The sequence below is a fragment of the Rickettsia endosymbiont of Ceutorhynchus obstrictus genome, from assembly GCF_964026565.1.
GTDB lineage: Bacteria > Pseudomonadota > Alphaproteobacteria > Rickettsiales > Rickettsiaceae > Rickettsia.
In genome coordinates this window covers 38,118-57,677 of sequence record NZ_OZ032162.1, presented here as the reverse complement: position 1 = coordinate 57,677, position 19,560 = coordinate 38,118, and the positions used below count along the sequence as shown (strand labels likewise).

Here is a 19,560-nt window from a genome sequence, read left to right as displayed (position 1 = left end):
TTTTACCTCTTTATTTAAACGTTCGTACAGTAGTGGATTAAACTACTATATTACATTCACATAATAGTTTCTATTGACTAATTTTTAATATAATAATATGATATCGCAAGTGTTTATAATTTTTTAAAGAGATATTTTTCATGTTCGCAGTCATAAAAGCAGGTGGAAAACAATATAAAGTAGGTACAAACAGTATCATCAAAGTAGAAAAGATTGAAGGAGAGCTTGGTGCTAAAATCAGTCTTGATCAAGTTTTGATGATAGGTGAAAACTCGAAACCGTCTTTTATCGGTACTCCAATGGTAAAAGGGGCGGTTGTTACCGCTGAGATTACCAATCAATTTAAAGATAATAAAATTATCGTCTTTAAGAAAAAGCGTAGGAAAAATTATCGTCGTAAAGCCGGTCACAGACAGGAATTAACAGAGTTAAAAATATTAGATATTACTAAACAATAATACTAGACTCTGTGAACATTTCTAATTAATTTATATTTTGAGGTATTTTTTAGCGAAAATTAATAAGATTTTTGTAGGAATAGTTATTCTTATTTCAAAAAAATCTTATAATTTGCAGCAAAAAAGAGCCAAAATTATGTTATTTTAGAAATATTTACAGAGTCTAGACAATAAAGGAATTATAAAATGGCAACCAAAAAAGCTGGCGGTAGTTCTAGGAACGGAAGAGATTCAGCCGGACGAAGGCTAGGAGCAAAAAAAGCAGACGGTCAATATGTAGTACCCGGTAATATTATTGTCAGGCAACGCGGTACAAAAATTCATCCCGGAAAAAATGTCGGTCTTGGTAAGGATCACACTATCTTTGCGTTGATAGAAGGCTTGGTTGAATTTGTAACTAAGAAAGATCAAAAATTTGTTAATGTTAAAGAAGCAAAAGTAAGTGCGTAGGTACTCAAATCGTCATTGCGAGCCGCTGTAGGCATTGTTGCATGGCTCATAATTTACCGTATTATGGTTATACAAGTATGGTGTCATACCGTGGCTTGACCCACTACTGTACGAACGTTTAAATAAAGAGGTAAAAATTCTGTCATTCCGTGGCTACGACCACGGAATCCAGCTTATAATATCATAAAAAGATTCTAAAATAAGTCTAATATGGCTTTATTTTCCTGGATGCCGTGATCAAGTCACGGCATGACACAGCCTTTTTTCAACGTTCGTACAGTAGTGGGCTTGACCACGGTATCCAGAAAAAATCTTAGTAAAAGACTGGATGCCGTGGTCAAGCCGGCTTTGTTGGATGGCTCGAATTTTCGATGTCATTCTAGCTAAAAGCGGGAATCTAGAAAATGTTTAAGCGAATTATATAGTAAATTTTTATATAATTTTGTTTATTTTGGGTGTTTTTTCTGGATTCCCGCTTTTAGCCATAACTGTCCGAAGTTGAAAAATAAATAGAGAAACTGTTTGAGTTTTTCACTCTATTATATATCAAAATAGTAGTATTTTTAGCATTAACGGCAAAAAAAGTACTATTTAATAATCTTAATTTTTTAACTTCGGACAGTTATGGCTTTTAGCTAGAATGACATACTGCTGCTTTTATTGAGCCATGCAACAAAGCTGCGACTGGAAGGAGCGCAGCAATCTAGGAAAAAAATAACAAGAAATGCTATGGAAATTATTATTTTCTGGATTGCCGCTCTGAACTGCGTTCCTCCTCACAATGACGGACTTACGTTTTTGCTCCTTAAGTTGACACCCATGCGCCGCAGCTAGGAATGACATCGAAAATTTGAGCCATGCAACAAAGCCATTACCTCACGGGAATGACATCTTCAGAGATTATTCCCTAAATTAAAGTCTATGTACAATAACGCCTTCCCCTCAATAACAAGGCTTTTATAATTTATGGCCTTAATAATTCAAAAATTCGGCGGTACTTCCGTCGCCAACATCAATAGAATAAACGAAATTATTCCTATAATTAAATCTGAGCTAACACAAAATAATCAGGTAATAGTGATTGTTTCCGCTATGGCAGGGGTAACAAATCAACTAGTTACCTTGTGTAATGAGATATCACATCTTAGCAATGCAAATCAACTGGCGGAATATGATGCTGCTCTTTGTAGCGGTGAAATGGTTACCTCTTCGTTGCTTGCTTTAAGATTGCAGGAAGAAGAAATAAATGCTAGATCAGTATTCGCTTGGCAATTACCCATCATAACCGATAGTAATTATAGCAAAGCTTTAGTCGAATCAATATCTACATCCTTATTAAAAGAATGTATAAATCTCAACATTATTCCGGTAATTGCCGGTTTTCAAGGAATAAATTACTTGGGTAGGCTATCTACCTTAGGTAGAGGCGGCTCGGATACTAGCGCGGCTTTAATTGCTGCGGCGATGAAAGCCGATAGATGCGATATATATACCGATGTTGAAGGGGTATTTACTGCCGATCCAAGAATTGTTCCCAAGGCAAAAAAATTAAATCATCTGAATTTTGAAGAAATGCTCGAATTTGCCTCAAGCGGGGCAAAGGTGCTTCATCCTAGAGCGGCAGAAATAGTAAAGCGCTATCAAATACCTATGCGTGTTCTTTCTTCTTTCACTTCAAAAGCAACCGGTACATTAATTACTTCAAAGGATAAAATTATGGAAAATAGAGTAATTACCGGTATTACGTCTAATAAAAACTTATTAAAAATATTAATAGAAAATCCGACAATAAGTTTTATCAAAACCGCCAATATGCTTGCCGCAAGCAATAGCCATATCGAATTAATGCAGGAAATTGAACCGAAAAAACAATATAGTTTCATCACCGGTTTAACTGATAAAAATAACTTACAAAATTTGCTCACTAATCTAAAGAAAAATAATCAAATAGGTAATTTTGTTCTTGATGTCGAAATCGCTATAGTGTCAATAATCGGTTACGGCATTAAAAATGATCATAGCTTACTTGAAACTATATTAGCTAATTTAGAAAAAGATAATATAACAATAAAAATGGTGCAAATATCAGAAATTAAAATTTCTCTCTTGATAAACGATCAAGATACCGAAAAAACAATCTGTAATTTACATAATCTCTTTGAAGTATCGTCTGCTATCTCTTAAATATGGCGTTGTTGCATGGCTACCGGAATCGTCATTGCGAGCGACCAAAGGGAGCGCGGCAATCTAGAAAAATTATAGTCATCCTGAATTTATTTCAGGATCTTTTGCAAGAGATGCTGAAGCAAGTTCAGCATGACAAAAACTAGATTGCCACTCTAGACTACAGCTAAATTCAGAAAGATTTAGACAAGATAAATTTAAAGGTGAGCTAAGCTACCGTACTAGAGTACGTGAGTACAGGCGAATCCGGAAAAATTCACTTGTATCAACCTTTCTGAATGACGCTGTACGTCCCTCCTCGCAATGACGGGGTAAGATCGAGCCATGCAACACCCCCCAAAATATGAGCAAAATATATATACCGCTACCGATTATATATTATGACTAGATTTTGTATAATTTGTTTTATTAGTGTTCATTTAATATATTAAACTTAATAATTTCCGTATAAATATCTTCTATTTACGGCTTATTAGATATATATTAAAAAAAATAAAATTTTTTGGATGGTGTAAAATCTTGAGCTAATGGCTTATTTGGTGTTTATTTTACTCCTCTGCTATATACCCCTTTGCTCTCAAGGCTAGGCTTATATAACTTAAAAAGCAAAAGCAGGACTCTTAAGAAATTAATAATTAAAAAAGTGCTAGTTTTAATAATATATGTGACGGTTCTTATAAAATAAGTCATAGTCAATATAGATAGGTAGGTTTAAAACTATAAATTCGTTCATTAGAAATAAATTTTTGTAGGCCTTCAATGCTTCTTAAAGATAAATTTTACGGGGAAAAGTAATAATGAGCGGTGTTAAAAAAGAATATTCAAAAGGTGAGTATAGTAAGCATTTAAGAAATTTTATAAATAATACGTTAAAAGAAGATGGATTAAGCTCATATGAGTTGAGCAGAATTATGGGTTGTAGTGAAACGGTACTTGGAAGTTTTCTAAAAGGCGGTACAAAAACACTTAATAGCGGTACAGTCGTGGAATTAGCAAAATATAAAAATGCTTCTTTAGATGAAGTATTAGGCAGGAAGGTTAAGGAATCGTTACAAGAGGTAAAAGTAAAAAATGAGAAAGATCAGAATATATTTAAAAAGGATGAACAAAAAATACCGGCATTTTTGAGCAAGTTAGCCCCTGAAGCACAACAATCACTTATGGCAATAAGAGAAGACGCAAAAAAATTTAAATATAATAGCACCTCTAATAATAAAGAACCAAGTGGACAACATAGAAAACCGTTTAAACCTACCGAACGCACTCGTTAGATATAAATTATAATTGCTTGACTACATACTATCCCGCTCAACTAACTTGCCTATAATAATTTCTTTTTTACTTCCCTATACAAAAATTTTTAAATATTTCACCTAGTATTTCTTCTATATTGATGGAGCCGGTAATTGCACTAATAGCTCTAATTGTCATTCTAATATCTTCGGTGGCTAGAACTAAATCTTTCTCCAAATTAAAACTTGTTAACGCCGCTAGGGCTTGCTTTAAATAACGACGATGACGTTCCTTAGTTATATAAGGTGTTTCGGTTAAGCCGGCAATATCTGCGGCAATATTTTCAATATTTTTGAGTATCTCCTGCATGCCGATATTTTCTTTTATTGAAACTTTTAAACAGTTATATTTGTCTTCAATGGAAAATACTTTATCCAAGTCGCTTAAATCGATTTTATTGATAATTATTATAGTATTATTATCAATTAAATCAGTAATAGCCTCATTTAAATTTGAATCTAATAAGATTAATTGTTCTACGTCAAACATAATGATTTTAATATCGGCTTTTTTAGCTGATTCTATAGCTCGTTTAATGCCTTCTTGTTCAATTAAATCATTACTTCCCGATCTTATACCGGCGGTATCTTGTAAAATAATAGGATAGCCGCCGATATCTAAATGACCTTCAATTATATCCCTCGTAGTACCTGCTATATTTGAAACAATGGCTATTTCTCGTTGCATTAAAAAATTTAGCAAACTAGATTTTCCGACATTTGGCGCCCCGACTATTGCTAGTTGTATACCGCTTCGGAGTAATTCCCCTCGACGATTATCGTTAAGATAACTTGTTAATTCGTCTTTGAGTTTAGTACTAATATTCATTACTTCAGTAAGTACGACATTTGGAATATTTTCGTCGGGAAAATCTATATAGGCTTCAAGTAAACTGATTATCCTTAAGAGACTCGCACGCCACCCATTATATAAATCTTCAAGCGCTCCTCCTGCCTGTCTGATTGCTTGCTTATGTTGCATAATAGTTTCTGCTTCAATTAAATCGGCAATCCCTTCGGCAGCGGTTAAGTCAAATTTACCGTTTAAAAAAGCTCTTTTGGTAAATTCCCCTGCTTCCGCTATTCTAAGACCCGCAATATTTAGTAGCACACTCGTAAGCATTATTGCAATTGCTTTGCTACCGTGTACATAAATCTCTATCGTCTCTTCGCCGGTAAAGCTGGCGGGGGAAGGGAAATATACTACCATGGCATTATCGATTAGCTCACCGGTTTCGGGATCGATAAGTTTTTGATAATACATAAATCTCGGTTTAAAATTCTTTTTCCTAGTTAGCATTTTTAAAGAGTCTAAACTTTTAGGACCGGAAATTCTAAAAACTGCTACCCCGGCTCTACCTTGAGCCGAACTTTGAGCAAAAATCGTTTCCACTATATTTCTATGCCTCTTGCGTTAGTCGTGTGGTGTGATATAATGCTATCTATAGCATATATATAATGTGAGTTTAAGGGAATTTTGACTATATTGTCATTTTTGCGTGAGTGTTATTAAACACCTTCGATGTCATTTCCGTGAAAACGGGAATCCAGGCTTTTTTTGTCATGCTGAACTTGTTTCAGCATCTTTTTAATAGATCCTGAAATAAATTCAGGATGACTTAAAAGTGTTTTTTCTGGATTCCCGTTTTCACGGGAATGACATCGAAGATGCTTTAATCAATCCACGTAACAATGCTACGCAGGAATGACATTAAGAGAAATCCCTCAAGCTCACATTATATAGTAAAATTATAATTTTAGGGTAAATATGGTAACAAACTTATCGTCGTTCAATTCAAGTAGATTAAATTGCCAAGTACCGAGTTATAAAACAGAGATTTTAGAGCTTAGTACGTCACGTAAAGGAGAATTATTTTATATTGAATTTATTCAAAAATTTTTAACCTATATACCTATAGATTATGATTTTAATAATAGACGAGAATTATTTCAAAATTTTGCCGACCAAGCTTTTGAATTTTTTAAAAAAAGAAGAGTAGGAAGTAAAAAGTTAGCAGTCACAACTAGCATTATTGAAAATGATCCGGTTGTTAATATTTTAATATTAATGGATAACAAGCCTCATATAGTTGATGCTATAGTATGTTTACTTGCCAATATTAATTTACCGACTAAATTTTTGCTACATCCGGTAATTAATTGTATCCGAGACGATAAGGGGGGATTATTAAAGATAGTAGATACTCCCGCTAATGATGAAGCAAAAGCTGAATCGTTATTGCATATATCAATTTTAGGCAATCTTGATAAGGAAGCTATTACCGCTTTAAAAGAAGCGTTAAGCGAAAGGTTAGACGAGCTTGAGCAAGGGTATAACGTTTCACCTAAATTAATAGCTCGGCTAGATGAGCTAGCTATGCTGATTTCCAAAAATCAACAACTATGCAACAATGACAAATTAAATTGTAACGAGTCTAGTGAGTTTCTGCGTTGGTTAAAGAATGATAATTTAATTTTCTTAGGGATGCTTGATTTTGACGTAAAATCTTTAAAATTAACGAAAGAAGAAGGCGTAACGAAAATATGGCAAAATATAAAATCGGAGATCGACGATATTATAAAATGCTCGGCAAACCCGCTACATCAAAATCAATTGATTATTTTGGGTAAAGTGAATAGCATTTCGCTTATTCATCCCGATAATTTAGTAGATTATATTTTAGTTAAAAACCTTGATAAAAACGGAGAATATATTTCCGGAAGTATCATTTTCGGCATCTACAACTTCCCTATATACTACCAATCAATAAGTGATATTCCGCTGTTAAGACAAAAACTTAATTTTGTACTAGAAAAAGCCGGATTTTCGTTATCGGGTTATAATGCCGATAAATTAAAAATTCTAATGGAATCGCTACCTAGGGAAGCTTTTATACAAGTTGATGAAGGCGATTTATATTGTATGTGTCTGCATATGCTTTCAAGTATGATGAGCAAAAAGCTTAAATTATTCATTCAATATGATTGGTCAAGTTCTTTCCTTAATATAATAATTTTTCTACCGAGAGAACGGCTAACTTCGGAGATACATAATAAAATAGATTGTTATTTGACGGAAAAATTCGGTAGCAAAATATTATCTAACTATATCACGGAAGTAGCGGGAAGTTTTTCCTATCTATTTGTTACTTTAGAAGCTGTTGATAAAAATCAAATAAATTTTGAAGCGGAAATAATTCAACAAGATTTAGACCATATTTCCACTCGCTGGAGTGAAGATTTTTATCTTAAACTTTCTAAAAAATTCGGCGAATATCAGGCAGGAATTAATTTAAAACTTTTCGATGCCGTTTTCCCCGCAGATTATCGCCAAAAATTTCCTCCCGAAATAGCGTTAATAGATATTGAATATCTAACAAAAGCTAGTAATAAACAAAAATGTCTGTTTAATTTAGTAGCTATTAATGAATCTGAGTTTCACTTAAAAATATATAGCCCTAGCGTGAAACTAATCCTTTCTAATATACTTCCACCGATAGAGAATTTAGGCTTTAAAGCAATTGATGAACAAAGCTTTGTTATTAAAGAAGTAGGGGAAATTAAAGGAAGCTGGGTATATAACTTTATCTTGACTAGTTCCGTACCGGTGAAAGACGATATCACAGAATTAAAAATAAATGTTGAAGAAGCTTTGGATAAAATGACTTCCGGACTTCTTGCCAACGATTCTTTAAGTAAGCTGATAGTACTTGCCGGCTTTAATTGGAAGCAAGTAAAACTAATAAAAGCCTTAACTAGATATTTACATCAAACCGGTTTTATGTACGGCAAGGGTTATGTACAACTTACCTTAATAAAACACCCCGTATATACTAGAATGTTAGTTGGTTTGTTTAATATAAAATTTAATCCGGTACGTTTATCTGATAAAAAATTAACCGAGATTAAGGAAAATATTAACAATTATCTTGCTACAGTAACTATCAGCAGCGAAGATCAAGTGCTGCGTAGCATGTTTTATATTATCGAAGCTATTATAAGAACTAACTATTATCAACTTGTACCTAACGACTCCGATAATAAGGTTGTTAATAAACACTGTCTTGCTTTTAAGTTCGACTCAAGTAAAGTACCGAATTTACCGCAGCCCATCCCTTTTGCCGAAATATTTGTCTATTCCAAGGATTTTGAAGCTGTCCATCTTAGGGGCGGTAAGGTATCGCGCGGGGGGATTAGATGGTCAGATAGAGCAGAGGATTATAGGCTAGAGGCACTAGGGTTAATGAAGGCGCAAATGACTAAAAACTCGGTTATCGTACCGGTCGGTTCTAAAGGTTGCTTTTTTATTAACTTTACCCTGGATGGACTTAAACGCGAAGAATATATGGCAAAAGTAGTTGAGTGCTATAAAAATTTTCTGCGAGGTATGCTAGATATTACCGACAATATTATTGACGGGAAAGTGGTGCAACCGAAAGATACCGTTATTTACGATCAAGAGGATCCTTATTTAGTAGTTGCCGCCGATAAAGGTACGGCCTCATTTTCGGATTATGCAAATAGCGTTGCACATGAATATAACTATTGGCTCGGTGATGCTTTTGCCTCAGGCGGTTCTGCCGGCTATGACCATAAGAAAATGGCAATCACTTCTAAAGGTGCTTGGATTGCGGTAATAAATCACTTCCAAATCATGGGAATAGATGTTCAAAAAGACCCTATTACAATGGTAGGCATCGGTGATATGTCAGGCGACGTGTTTGGTAACGGCATGCTTAGATCGAAGGTAGTTAAGTTAGTTGCCGCGTTTAATCATAAACATATATTCATTGATCCGTCTCCTGATCCGTTGCTTAGCTTTAATGAGCGCCTGCGTCTGTTTAATTTACGTGAATCTAATTGGTCGGACTATGATATTAAGCTTATCTCACAAGGCGGCGGAGTATTTGAACGTAGTAGTAAATCAATTAAATTAACACCGGAAATTAAAGCATTACTTGAAATAAATGAAAACGAAGCAACGCCCGAAGAACTTATAAGATTTATTTTAAAAGCAAATGTCGATCTGCTTTGGAACGGTGGAATAGGAACTTATATTAAGGGCAAAACGGAAAGTAATTTAGAAATCGGCGATAAAGCAAATGATAATCTTAGATGCAACGGCTTAGAAATCAGAGCAAAAGTTATAGCTGAAGGAGGAAATGTCGGCGTATCTCAACAAGGTAGAGTTGAATACGCTAAGAAAGGCGGGCGAATAAATGCCGATTTTATAGATAATTCAGCCGGAGTTGACTGCTCGGATCATGAAGTGAATATAAAAATTGCCCTAACTGGTGCCGTAACTTCCGGTAAAATTACCTTGGAGGAGCGCAATAAGTTACTAATAGATATGACAAAGCAAGTGGAAGAGTTAGTACTTGTCGATAATTATAAACAAACTCAAGCTATAACCGTTATGCAGCTATCTCCTACTTCAACCGTTGGAATATTTAGCCAATTTATCGATATTTTAGAAGAGGAAAAAATATTAGTACGAAGTAACGAGTTTTTACCGACGGCCGAAGAGTTAAACAAAAGAGCCGTGAACGGTGAGCCGTTAACCCGTCCTGAGCTTTGCGTCCTTCTTTCTTATAGTAAAAGGTCGGCTTATCACGAATTAATAACTGCTACCTTTTCACATGATAAATATTTTGATTCTTGCCTTATAAATTATTTCCCCGAGTTAATGAGGGATAAATTCCGTTTAGAGATTTTAGCACACCCGCTTAAACATGAAATTATTAGAACCGTCGTAACCAATAAAATCATTAATCACCTCGGCGGTCCTTTAGTTAGTATATTAAAACGTGAAACCGGCACTGCACTTTGTGATATAGTACGCTCATTTATAATTATTTGCGAAATATTTGATCTTGATAATATTTGGGAGCAAGCGGAGTCACTACCCGTTAATATCGATTATAATATTAAAATTGATATGTTCACTGAAATAGCTAAACTTATGCGTCGCGGTATTGCGTGGTTTATTAAACATGTGAAACATCCTATTAATATTAGCGATACTATCGAAGAGTTTTTTGAACCTACACAAATTTTAAGGAAGATAGTCGGCGGAATGTTGGTAGAAGAAGCTAAAGCTAAGCTGGAAGATAAATTAAAATACTATATTGCTTCCGGGGTAGATGAATCATTTGCGAATATAATAGTCACACTTGACAGTTTAGTTTCAGTTTTTGATATAATATATATTACTAAACAAACAGGGGGCAATAATATAGAGATAGCAAGTTTGTACTTTTCCGTCGGCAATAGATTTAACATTGATTGGCTTCGCAAAGCTTGTGAGAAACAATTAAATAATTCTTATTGGAGTAGGCTCGGCATTCAGTCTTTAAAAGATGATTTATATGACAAACAAAGAAAATTATTGATCAAAATAATAAATAAATCAAAATCAACTATTGATTTAGATTTGTGGATTGATAATAATAAAAGTTTAGTTCAAAATTTTCTTGATTTTATGAAGGAAATTAAACTTCAAGAGAATGTAGATTTAAATATCATTATTTTAGCAAATAAAAAATTTGAAAAATTCTTACAAAAACTTGAGTAAATTATGTCATCTGCCCTTAAAAAAGCACGACTAGATTCCGGTAAGACTCTTCAACAAGTATCTTCCGATTTAAAAATTAGAAAAAAATATTTAGTAGCTCTTGAAGAGGAGGATTTCGAGCTCTTACCGGGTGAAGTATATGTAAAGGGTTATTTAAAATTATATTTAGATTATCTTAATATAAAAGATGAAGTTAATTTAGAGCCGATTAACGATAAAATTTATGAAAAAGAAGACTCATTAAAAGACATACGAAATAGATCATTAGTTAATTATAAACATAAAAAACAATTAGTGGTCATATCGATCTTAATGTTATTAGTAATAATTATAATTTATCCAATAGTATAGTATCAAAAATTTAAATGACAGTAGAGAATGAACAATTGCAAAGATTAATGCAAGAAGTTGATCATAAGATTGATAAATTATTGCTATTAATAGCAAATCAACAAAATGAGATTAGTCGGTTGCAATCTGAAAATAAGCAGTTAACGGATAATTATTCAAAAATTCTTACACAAATTACTGTTTATATAGAGGAACTTGAAGAAATAAAACATACTCGAATGCTTTGAAAAATTGCTCTTCGTTATCTTCATGGTTTCGTGTACTCACGTACCGAGTGTACGCTGTGCGCTACTTCCCATTTGCTAACAAATTCAATTCTTCAAATCATTCGAGTACCATTAAATACAAAAATAATTATGTCAATTGTCACAATAACATTAAATAATAAAAATTTTCAGCTTTATTGTAATGATGGAGGAGAAAAGGAATTATTTAATTTAGCAGCTAAATTAAACGACAAAATAATTGAAATTAAATTAGTAAACCCTACTGCTTCCTTTGAGTTATTACTTGTTATGGCAGCCCTTGGTATTCAATCGGAAATGCAAAATTTAACGGAAAAATTTGATAAAATGGATATTAAAAATGCCCGCGGTGATGAAGAGAAATTTGCAGAAACATTAACTACCATAGCAAGTTATCTAGAAAACCTTGCACAAAAGATGGGAAAGTGATATCTTACAAAATGGGACTGCTTAGCTCGTCAGCTTAATATTTACCTGGGACTACAGTTATTACTTCAGGATTTCATCCCTGTCTGTTACTATTCTTTTAGTTCAGGCATATGAGAACCGCCTTTACATAAAGGTCTTTGAAGGATTTTAAGCAACGGCTAAAGTGGTCCTATAATATAAAAATTTATTTTTAAACTTTAAGTAGACAAAGCTACTTTTTTTTGATTATAGTACAGCGTCATCTCGATCGCTTGATACAAGCAAATTTTTCGACATTCGCCTGTGCTCACGTACTCTAGTACGGTAGCTTAGCTCGTCTTTAAATTTATCTTGTCTGAAGCTTTCTGAATTTAGCTGTATGAGTTGAGGATTGTATCCTTTTATGGTTGATGTGGCATTGTTGCATGGCTCAAAAATTAATAAAAAACACGCCATTGCGAAGCCGCGAAGTGGCTGCGGCAATCCGGGCTATCCCGAATGTAATGAGGGATTTAATTAGAATACCAAAAAATTTATATAGGCGGCAAGTTTAGTATAAAAATATGTTTATACTTGATTGCCGCATCGGCATAAATGCCTCCTCGCAATGACGATTCCGGTAGCCATGCAACAAGTTGATACCGCTTAAATTGAGAGGTTTCTACGCCCCCCGGAATAGCCTAAAAGCTATTCCGGATTTTTTTTATCCGGTCTTTCACCCTTACCGCTTAAATTTTCTTAATAGAATCAAGAGTAGTTTCTAGAATCATACTGGCGGCTATTACATCATCGTTATTATTGCGTTCTTTTCGTTTTACGCCGAATGATTTAAGCAAATTATTCGCCGCTTTCGTAGTAAGCCTCTCATCCTGTAAAAATATCGGCAGGTCGGTATATTTCGTAAAATCTTCGGCAAATTTTAATACTATTTCCGCTTGCGTTCCTATCTCGCCGCTCATATTAATCGGCAACCCTATAACTATACCGCAAACTTTGTATTTTTCGATTAAATTTAGTATAGTAGTAATTTGGGCTTTTTTATTTATTGCATTTGTAGCGCATAAAGGCATAGCAATGGTACGCTCTTGGTTAGAGATCGCAACGCCGATCTTTTTAGTCCCGTGATCTAAGGCGATAAGAGGAGAATTAACCGGTAAAAGTCGATAAAATTCTTGAAGATTTTTTATTATCATGGTAGTTAATTATTAGCTTTTATGTTATTATTTGCCTTGTTTTTTGATGTCATTCGGTGTCATGCCGTGGCTTGACCACGGCATCCAGTCTTTTTTATTAAGTTTTCTGGATACCGTGGTCAAGCCACGGTATGACACCAGAACGCTTTGCAAAAGATGGTCAAAAATTACTATTTTCCTATCCAAGCAACAATGCTAAAACAATAACATAAACCACAACTCTTTAGGTTAACTTAAGTATATGCTTAAAATAATACAAAAACACTTAGATACTAAATTAATTAAATTAGCCTTAGTTCTAGCTTTTATCTATTGTCTGCTTTTTAATTCTGCCGTGCTAATCTATAAATTTGATTATTACAAGGCTAGTTTTTTTAAAGCTATATTAGAACTAACAAAAGATTTTTGTTATATTTATATATTCTCTTTTATAATATTCTTCGGTTTTACCGTACATCGGCTAATTTTAACGATCGGCACAATTTTCTTATTTGTAACGTCGGCTATAGCTAGTTACTATCTTTACTTTTTTAAGATAAAGCCCACTAAAGAAATGATGGGCAGCTTTTTTTCAACCGATCTAAACGAAATTTATGAATTAATAAGTATTAGATTGATAATATGGTTAATTTTTAGCTTATTTGCCTGTCTTTATACTCTGAAAAACTTTACTATTACTAATACTAACTCATTTATTACTAAATTACTATCGGCGATTTGCCTACTTATTTTTGTTAACACTATTATTTCGCCGCCGTTTAAAATATTAAATAACTATTTTCCTGTGCAATATTTACATAATACTTATTTAAATTTTGCACAAAACTTTAGTAATAGACATTTAGCTAAAATAGATATTAGCCAAAAATATAATTTTGTCGATAAGTCCGATCAAGCTATTATCGGTGTTTTGGTTATAGGTGAATCTGCAAGGTTTGATCATTTCGGTATTAACGGTTACGTGCGAGATACTACTCCTTATTTAAGCTCTACTCCTAATGTATTTTCCTTTAAAGCTAAATCCTCCTCAAATCTTACTTATATTTCCGTGCCTTCATTGCTTTCGCGTCATAATGCAAGTAACTTAGAAGATAGCAAGCGAGAAACTAGTTTTTTATCGGTTTTGACTAAATTAGGCTTTAATACCGATTGGATAGGCACACAAACTTTAATGAGGAATTTCGCAAATTTTAACTTAGGCACCATTTATGATGAAGTTAATTTTACGATTATCCCAGGCGGCTCGGCATTATTTGCCCTAAATGATTATGACGCAAAAATGCTACCTTTTATAGAAGAAATGTTAAAGCATGCAGAAAAGCAGTTTTTAGTTATTCATACTTCAGGAAGCCACTGGAATTATACCACACGATACCCGAAAGAATTTGAGCGTTTTACCCATACTTGTGCCGTTATAGCCAAAGCCGATCCTAGCAGTTGCGACAAATCGGCATTAATTAATAGTTACGATAACTCAATTTTATACACCGATTTTTTTTTGCATAACGTAATAAATTTATTAAAAGATAAAAATTCATTTTTTATTTATGTCTCTGATCACGGTGAATCTTTGGGTGAAGATGGATATTACGGTCACGGCGGTCCTTTATTAGATCAGCAAATAACCGTGCCTTTTATAGCGTGGGTTTCCGACAAGTTTAAATCCGCACACCCAAAGTTAGTAGCCTCTATAGAAAATCAGGTAAATAGCGAAATTAGCCATGATTATGTTTTCCACTCAATTCTTGATTGCCTGAATATTGGTTCCGAAATAATTGATAAAGATTTAAGTTTATGTGGAAAACAGATACAGCTAAATTCAGAAAGCTTCAGACAAGATGAATTTAAAGACGAGTCTGCGCAAGCAGTCAAAAGTACGTGAGCACAGACGAGTTCTGAGAAATTCGCTTGTATCAAGCGATCGCGATGACGCTATATAGGATAAGTTAATGGCAAAAATCTATTTTATAGCCGGTGAAATATCGGGCGATTTTATTGGTTCCCGAATAATCCGGCATCTGAGAAATAACAAGGAACTCGAATTTACCGGTATAGGCGGGAAAAGGATGGAAGAAACCGGCATTACTAAAAGCTTATTTCCTATTTCCGAAATAAGCCTGATGGGATTTATCGAGATTATACCGAAATTTTTAAAGATTAAACGATTAATTAATCTTACCGTAGACGATATTATTAAAAGCGCGCCGGATATATTAATTACTATCGATTCCCCTGGTTTTACTTATCGAGTAGCAAAACGGCTAAAAAAAATCTTACCTAGTTTAAAAATGATTCATATAGTAGCACCGTCGGTTTGGGCATATAAGCCAAGGCGAGCTATAAAATATGCAAAAATTTATGATTGTTTATTTGCGTTGCTACCTTTCGAGCCACCTTATTTTACTAAGGTAGGACTCGATTGCCGATATATAGGTCATCCGATAATAGAACAGGAGTTTTATAACGATAAATTAGCTTTGCGAGAAGAATTTAAAATAATGAACGGCACAAAAATCTTGTGCGTAACGGCAGGTAGTAGGCGAGGAGAAATCTTAAGACATTTGCCGATTTTTATCCCTGCTATTAATAATATTGCTGAAAACCACCACCGTCTTACGGTAATATTTACCCTTGCCGACCCAAGTCACGAAAAAATAATACAACCATTTTTGATAAATACAAAATTTAATTATGTATTTTCTAACGAGCGGCTAAAAAGTTATGCGATAGCTGATTTAGCCTTAGCAAAATCGGGAACTAATATATTAGAAATAGCCGCGTCTAACACGCCGATGATTGTCGCTTATAAACTCAATATATTTAGCTTTTTTATTATAAAACTATTAATCAAAATTAAATATGCTTGTTTAATTAATATTATAGCCGGCAAAGAAATAATTCCGGAGCTTATTCAATTTAACTGCTGCTCCACTCTTATTACCTCAAAACTTGAAGAATTATTATTGAGTCCCCAAAAATCGCATGCGCAAATAGTAGAAAGTCAAGCAGTCTTAAAAGAACTAGGTTTTAAGTCAAGCCAAACTCCTTCTTTATCAGCCGCAAAAATTATAGAAAAAGAGTTTTTGAAAAAAAATTTCGATAGCTAGATATATTCGAGTGATTTTAAGAAAACGCTAGAAAAAATAAATAGTTTTTATTAAGAGAAAAAAAGGTTGGAGGTCGCACCCGTCCATAGCATTTTTTGAATTACTATAATCACTAATAATAACATAGCGATAAAATACATTTCTACATTTCTTTTTATGCTATTTAGCTGTTTAACTAATGCCTTTAAGTCATTCGATATTTTTTTTTGCTCTTCGCTATTATCCGATCTCATTGCGAGCAAATTACCTGACAAACTCATTAATTTACTATTTATCTTTTTTAATGCTTCGGTATATTCATCATTTTTATGTTCGGCATTGCTATCTTTATTCATAGTATATTATACTCACTATATTATTATTATAGTCAATGATAGGACTTAAAATAGACATGGTTATTATGCCCTACAGCGTCATCTCGATTGCTTGATACAAGCGAATTTTTCTGGATTCGCCTGTGTTCACGTATTATTAACGGCTAGTGCAGGCTCACCTTTAAATTCATCTTATCTAAATCTTTCTGAATTTAGCTGTACATTATAGGCTTTACCATTGATGCATTCTTTTAAATTAACCTTAAAATTGCATACTAGTTCGTTAACTTAAGATACGAAAAAAGTATGGATTCTAAAGTTAGAACAAATTTTAATTTAAATAATCTTAACTGCGGGTGTAACGATTTCTCCAAAAAATTAGTTTTTTATATATTTTATAAATTAAATTTGATAAAATTTAAGTAAACTCTTGAGGAAAATTTTTACTATAAATTGCTCCCATTGTCAATAAAAAACCACGTTTCATGGTTTTTCTATATATTTTCAGTAGCAAAACCCTATAGGTTAAGGGTTTAAAATAATTTAAGTTTAGGGGAAGAGAAGAGAGCGGTTTTTAAAAGATGGGCATTGTTGCATGGCTCGATAAAAGCAGCAGTATGTCATTCCCGCGCAGGCGGGAATCTAGTTCTTGTCATGCTGAACTTGTTTCAGCATCTATTAAAAAAGATCCTGAAATAAATTCAGGATGACTTTGTGGTACTTTTTTCTGGATTCCCGCTTTTAGCTAGAATGACATAATGGGGTGTGGGAATGACATCAAAAATATTGAGCTATGCAACAACACCTAAAAGATGCGAAGTATGAGGAACAGCTTAAGGTAGGTGAGGTTACCGTAAATTCATATTATGAAACAGCTATTTTTTTAGTAAAAATTATTGATAGTATTTTTTCATATTATTCCCATTATAAATTTTTCTATAATTTCATATGACGATAAAAATCAGGATTATCTTCCCACAATTCGCGAACTTTTACAAATAAAAAAAGATGGACTTTGCAATTAAAAAATTGCTCCATTTCTTGCCGTGCTTGTGTGCCGATTTCTTTTATGTTACTGCCGTTCTTTCCGAGTATTATAGTTTTATAGCTTTCTCTTGTTACGACTATGACTTGATGAATTTTTACCGACTTGTCGCTCCGTTCCTCCCAGCTTTCGGTTTGAACGGTTAGCTTATAAGGCAATTCTTGATGCAGGTTTAAAAATAACTGTTCCCTCGTGATTTCTGCCGCTATAAAGCGCATCGGCAAATCGGTCATGTCGTCCTCTTCGTAAAGCCACGGAGAGAATTTTGCTTGCGCAGTAATATGCCCAAGCAACTCATCAATATTTTTGCCAACTAAAGCAGAGATAGGGAAAACCAAACTTTCAGGGTGATCAGCAGTTAAGTTAGCATTAATATCGTCAATATATTGAGATTTAACATCTATTTTATTTAGTAAAAATACCGGTGTTATTTTAAGAGATGAGAGTTTTTTTAATATCTCAAGAGTAATTTTATCCAAAGGCTTTAAGCTATCGATAATTAACATCACGATATCGGCGCTATGTAAACTTGACCAAGCGCACCGAACCATAGCTTTTTCTAGACGGCTTTTCGGCTCAAATATACCCGGCGTGTCATACAAAATTATTTGCGTATCTTTAATGGTAACTATGCCGGTAATGATAGAGCGGGTAGTTTGAACTTTCGGAGTAACTATGGAAATTTTCTGCCCGATAAGTTTATTCAATAAAGTCGACTTGCCGCTATTCGGTCTACCGATTATACAGACAGATATAGTTTTTTGAGCTTGCTTTGTCACAAAATCGACATATATGTGCCTTAATTTTCTAGTTCTTTCATTAAAAATTGTTTAGCTTGCTGAGTGTCAGAATTTGTAGGGTCTAACTCAAGTGCTTTGTTAATGGACTCTAAAGCTAAGTCATATTTGCCTAAATTATATAAAGCTACCCCTTTATCATAGTGTGAATTCCAATTATCCGAATTTAATTCAATAGCTTTGTTAAAGGCTTCAATTGCTAGGTCGTACTTGTCTAGTTTAGACAGAGCTACACCTTTTTCATAATAAAAATCTGAATTATTAGGATTTAATTTAATAGCTTTATCATATGCTTCAATAGCTAAGTCATATTTACCTAAATTATATAAAGCTATTCCCTTTACATAATATGACTTAAAATCACTAGGGTTTGATTCAATGGCTTTGCTACAAGCTTCTACGCTAAAATTATAAAAATCATGTTCATCAAGTTTAGATAAGGGAGATGTTGGGTCTAGGTTATCAGGACTTGTCCCAGCAGTTTTATTACATGACTTAAGAGCTAAATTATATTTACTTAACATACCTAATACTAAATCTTTATTAGTATACAAAACCGAATTGTTGGGATTTAACTCAATAGCTTTGTCAAAGGCTTCAATGGCTAAGTCATATTTGCTTAATTTAGCCAATACCGCACCTTTATCATTATACAAATTTGAATTATTAGGATTTAATTCGATAGCTTTGTCAAAGGCTTCAATGGCTAATTCATATTTGCTTAATTTAACCAATACCGTACCTTTATTATTATATAAAGTCGGATCATTAGAATCTATTTTGATAGCTTTATTATAAATATCAATAGCTAACTCATATTGCTCCAATTTTTGTAAAGCAACGCCTTTATTATTATAGGCATTTATGTGTGTGGGATTTAATTCAATAGCTTTATTACAGGCTTTAATAGCTAAATGATATTTATTTAAATCATTTAAAGCGGCTCCCTTATTACTATATAAATCTGGATCCTTAGGATTTAGTTTAATAGCTTTATCATACAACTTAATAGCCAACTCGTATTGACCGGAATTATGTAATTCGACAGCTTCATTATAGTAATCTATATAAGAAATTGTTTTATCGCTTTTAGCTCCTAGTGATAAAAAAGCAAAAAATAAAGTCTGGAAATATTTTTTCAT

Annotated in this window: 23 protein-coding genes; 15 read left to right on the top strand and 8 right to left on the bottom strand. The window is 33.4% G+C overall.

Going from position 1 to position 19,560, the window contains the following annotated elements:
* Positions 1 to 140 precede the first annotated feature (140 nt).
* The 3 genes from rplU to AAGD64_RS00340 all read left to right on the top strand — a co-directional run bounded on the left by rplU (position 141) and on the right by AAGD64_RS00340 (position 1,295).
* Positions 141 to 458 (top strand): 50S ribosomal protein L21, encoded by a 318-nt coding sequence (gene rplU, locus AAGD64_RS00350; RefSeq protein WP_253308208.1) that lies wholly within the window; start codon positions 141 to 143, stop codon positions 456 to 458.
* Between the two features lie 186 nt (positions 459 to 644).
* Positions 645 to 908: a 50S ribosomal protein L27 gene (gene rpmA / locus AAGD64_RS00345; protein WP_341793443.1), complete on the top strand. Its 264-nt coding sequence runs from the start codon at positions 645 to 647 to the stop codon at positions 906 to 908.
* Between the two features lie 249 nt (positions 909 to 1,157).
* The gene (locus AAGD64_RS00340; RefSeq protein WP_341793442.1) at positions 1,158 to 1,295 is read left to right on the top strand and encodes a hypothetical protein; all 138 of its coding nucleotides are present in this window, start codon (positions 1,158 to 1,160) and stop codon (positions 1,293 to 1,295) included.
* 270 nt (positions 1,296 to 1,565) lie between these two features.
* On the opposite strand, the gene AAGD64_RS00335 is transcribed toward AAGD64_RS00340, so the two are convergent.
* Positions 1,566 to 1,751, bottom strand: a complete 186-nt coding sequence (locus tag AAGD64_RS00335; protein WP_341793441.1) for a hypothetical protein — start codon at positions 1,749 to 1,751, stop codon at positions 1,566 to 1,568.
* A 123-nt stretch (positions 1,752 to 1,874) separates the two neighbouring features.
* Here AAGD64_RS00335 and AAGD64_RS00330 point away from each other — a divergent pair, with 123 nt between their 5' ends.
* The 3 genes from AAGD64_RS00330 (at position 1,875) to AAGD64_RS00315 (ending at position 4,363) form a co-directional block, all read left to right on the top strand.
* Entirely contained in the window at positions 1,875 to 3,092 is a 1,218-nt protein-coding gene (locus AAGD64_RS00330) for an aspartate kinase (protein ID WP_341793440.1), read from the top strand.
* Between the two features lie 11 nt (positions 3,093 to 3,103).
* A complete protein-coding gene (locus AAGD64_RS00325) occupies positions 3,104 to 3,238 on the top strand; it encodes a hypothetical protein (protein ID WP_341793439.1) in 135 nt (44 codons plus the stop codon).
* Between the two features lie 651 nt (positions 3,239 to 3,889).
* Entirely contained in the window at positions 3,890 to 4,363 is a 474-nt protein-coding gene (locus tag AAGD64_RS00315) for a helix-turn-helix transcriptional regulator (protein WP_341793438.1), read from the top strand.
* 67 nt (positions 4,364 to 4,430) lie between these two features.
* Here AAGD64_RS00315 and mnmE read toward each other — a convergent pair whose 3' ends face one another.
* Entirely contained in the window at positions 4,431 to 5,777 is a 1,347-nt protein-coding gene (mnmE, locus tag AAGD64_RS00310) for a tRNA uridine-5-carboxymethylaminomethyl(34) synthesis GTPase MnmE (protein ID WP_341793437.1), read from the bottom strand.
* A gap of 375 nt (positions 5,778 to 6,152) precedes the next feature.
* On the opposite strand from mnmE, the gene AAGD64_RS00305 reads away from it, so the two are divergent.
* From AAGD64_RS00305 to AAGD64_RS00290, 4 genes are all read left to right on the top strand, one after another.
* On the top strand, positions 6,153 to 10,958 hold the full coding sequence (locus tag AAGD64_RS00305) for an NAD-glutamate dehydrogenase (protein WP_341793436.1): 4,806 nt from the start codon (positions 6,153 to 6,155) through the stop codon (positions 10,956 to 10,958).
* Positions 10,959 to 10,961: 3 nt separating this feature from the next.
* Entirely contained in the window at positions 10,962 to 11,309 is a 348-nt protein-coding gene (locus AAGD64_RS00300) for a helix-turn-helix domain-containing protein (RefSeq protein ID WP_253308214.1), read from the top strand.
* 14 nt (positions 11,310 to 11,323) lie between these two features.
* Positions 11,324 to 11,536: a hypothetical protein gene (locus AAGD64_RS00295; protein WP_253308215.1), complete on the top strand. Its 213-nt coding sequence runs from the start codon at positions 11,324 to 11,326 to the stop codon at positions 11,534 to 11,536.
* 129 nt (positions 11,537 to 11,665) lie between these two features.
* Positions 11,666 to 11,983 (top strand): cell division protein ZapA, encoded by a 318-nt coding sequence (locus AAGD64_RS00290; RefSeq protein ID WP_253308216.1) that lies wholly within the window; start codon positions 11,666 to 11,668, stop codon positions 11,981 to 11,983.
* Between the two features lie 225 nt (positions 11,984 to 12,208).
* Here AAGD64_RS00290 and AAGD64_RS10540 read toward each other — a convergent pair whose 3' ends face one another.
* On the bottom strand, positions 12,209 to 12,418 hold the full coding sequence (locus AAGD64_RS10540) for a palindromic element RPE3 domain-containing protein (protein ID WP_410526075.1): 210 nt from the start codon (positions 12,416 to 12,418) through the stop codon (positions 12,209 to 12,211).
* Between AAGD64_RS10540 and AAGD64_RS00280 the strand changes: the two genes are divergently transcribed.
* Entirely contained in the window at positions 12,388 to 12,516 is a 129-nt protein-coding gene (locus tag AAGD64_RS00280; RefSeq protein ID WP_341793435.1) for a hypothetical protein, read from the top strand. The two genes, AAGD64_RS10540 and AAGD64_RS00280, sit on opposite strands and share 31 nt — an antisense overlap.
* Before the next feature lie 174 nt (positions 12,517 to 12,690).
* On the opposite strand, the gene ruvX is transcribed toward AAGD64_RS00280, so the two are convergent.
* Together ruvX and AAGD64_RS00270 are read right to left on the bottom strand one after the other, a co-directional pair.
* Positions 12,691 to 13,155 (bottom strand): Holliday junction resolvase RuvX, encoded by a 465-nt coding sequence (ruvX, locus tag AAGD64_RS00275; RefSeq protein WP_253308217.1) that lies wholly within the window; start codon positions 13,153 to 13,155, stop codon positions 12,691 to 12,693.
* A 27-nt stretch (positions 13,156 to 13,182) separates the two neighbouring features.
* Complete coding sequence (locus AAGD64_RS00270) at positions 13,183 to 13,341, bottom strand: hypothetical protein (protein ID WP_341793434.1); 159 nt, start codon at positions 13,339 to 13,341, stop codon at positions 13,183 to 13,185.
* A 55-nt stretch (positions 13,342 to 13,396) separates the two neighbouring features.
* Between AAGD64_RS00270 and AAGD64_RS00265 the strand changes: the two genes are divergently transcribed.
* Both AAGD64_RS00265 and lpxB read left to right on the top strand, forming a co-directional pair.
* Entirely contained in the window at positions 13,397 to 15,037 is a 1,641-nt protein-coding gene (locus AAGD64_RS00265) for a sulfatase-like hydrolase/transferase (RefSeq protein WP_341793433.1), read from the top strand.
* A gap of 67 nt (positions 15,038 to 15,104) precedes the next feature.
* The gene (gene lpxB, locus AAGD64_RS00260; RefSeq protein ID WP_341793432.1) at positions 15,105 to 16,262 is read left to right on the top strand and encodes a lipid-A-disaccharide synthase; all 1,158 of its coding nucleotides are present in this window, start codon (positions 15,105 to 15,107) and stop codon (positions 16,260 to 16,262) included.
* 50 nt (positions 16,263 to 16,312) lie between these two features.
* Here lpxB and AAGD64_RS00255 read toward each other — a convergent pair whose 3' ends face one another.
* Positions 16,313 to 16,597 (bottom strand): hypothetical protein, encoded by a 285-nt coding sequence (locus tag AAGD64_RS00255; RefSeq protein WP_253308221.1) that lies wholly within the window; start codon positions 16,595 to 16,597, stop codon positions 16,313 to 16,315.
* Between the two features lie 560 nt (positions 16,598 to 17,157).
* Between AAGD64_RS00255 and AAGD64_RS00245 the strand changes: the two genes are divergently transcribed.
* Positions 17,158 to 17,286 (top strand): hypothetical protein, encoded by a 129-nt coding sequence (locus AAGD64_RS00245; protein WP_341793431.1) that lies wholly within the window; start codon positions 17,158 to 17,160, stop codon positions 17,284 to 17,286.
* A gap of 83 nt (positions 17,287 to 17,369) precedes the next feature.
* Positions 17,370 to 17,528, top strand: coding sequence for a hypothetical protein (locus AAGD64_RS00240; protein WP_341793430.1), 159 nt, complete (start codon positions 17,370 to 17,372; stop codon positions 17,526 to 17,528).
* On the opposite strand, the gene era is transcribed toward AAGD64_RS00240, so the two are convergent.
* Positions 17,513 to 18,400: a GTPase Era gene (era, locus tag AAGD64_RS00235; RefSeq protein ID WP_341793429.1), complete on the bottom strand. Its 888-nt coding sequence runs from the start codon at positions 18,398 to 18,400 to the stop codon at positions 17,513 to 17,515. The two genes, AAGD64_RS00240 and era, sit on opposite strands and share 16 nt — an antisense overlap.
* A gap of 20 nt (positions 18,401 to 18,420) precedes the next feature.
* Positions 18,421 to 19,560: a tetratricopeptide repeat protein gene (locus AAGD64_RS00230; protein WP_341793428.1), complete on the bottom strand. Its 1,140-nt coding sequence runs from the start codon at positions 19,558 to 19,560 to the stop codon at positions 18,421 to 18,423.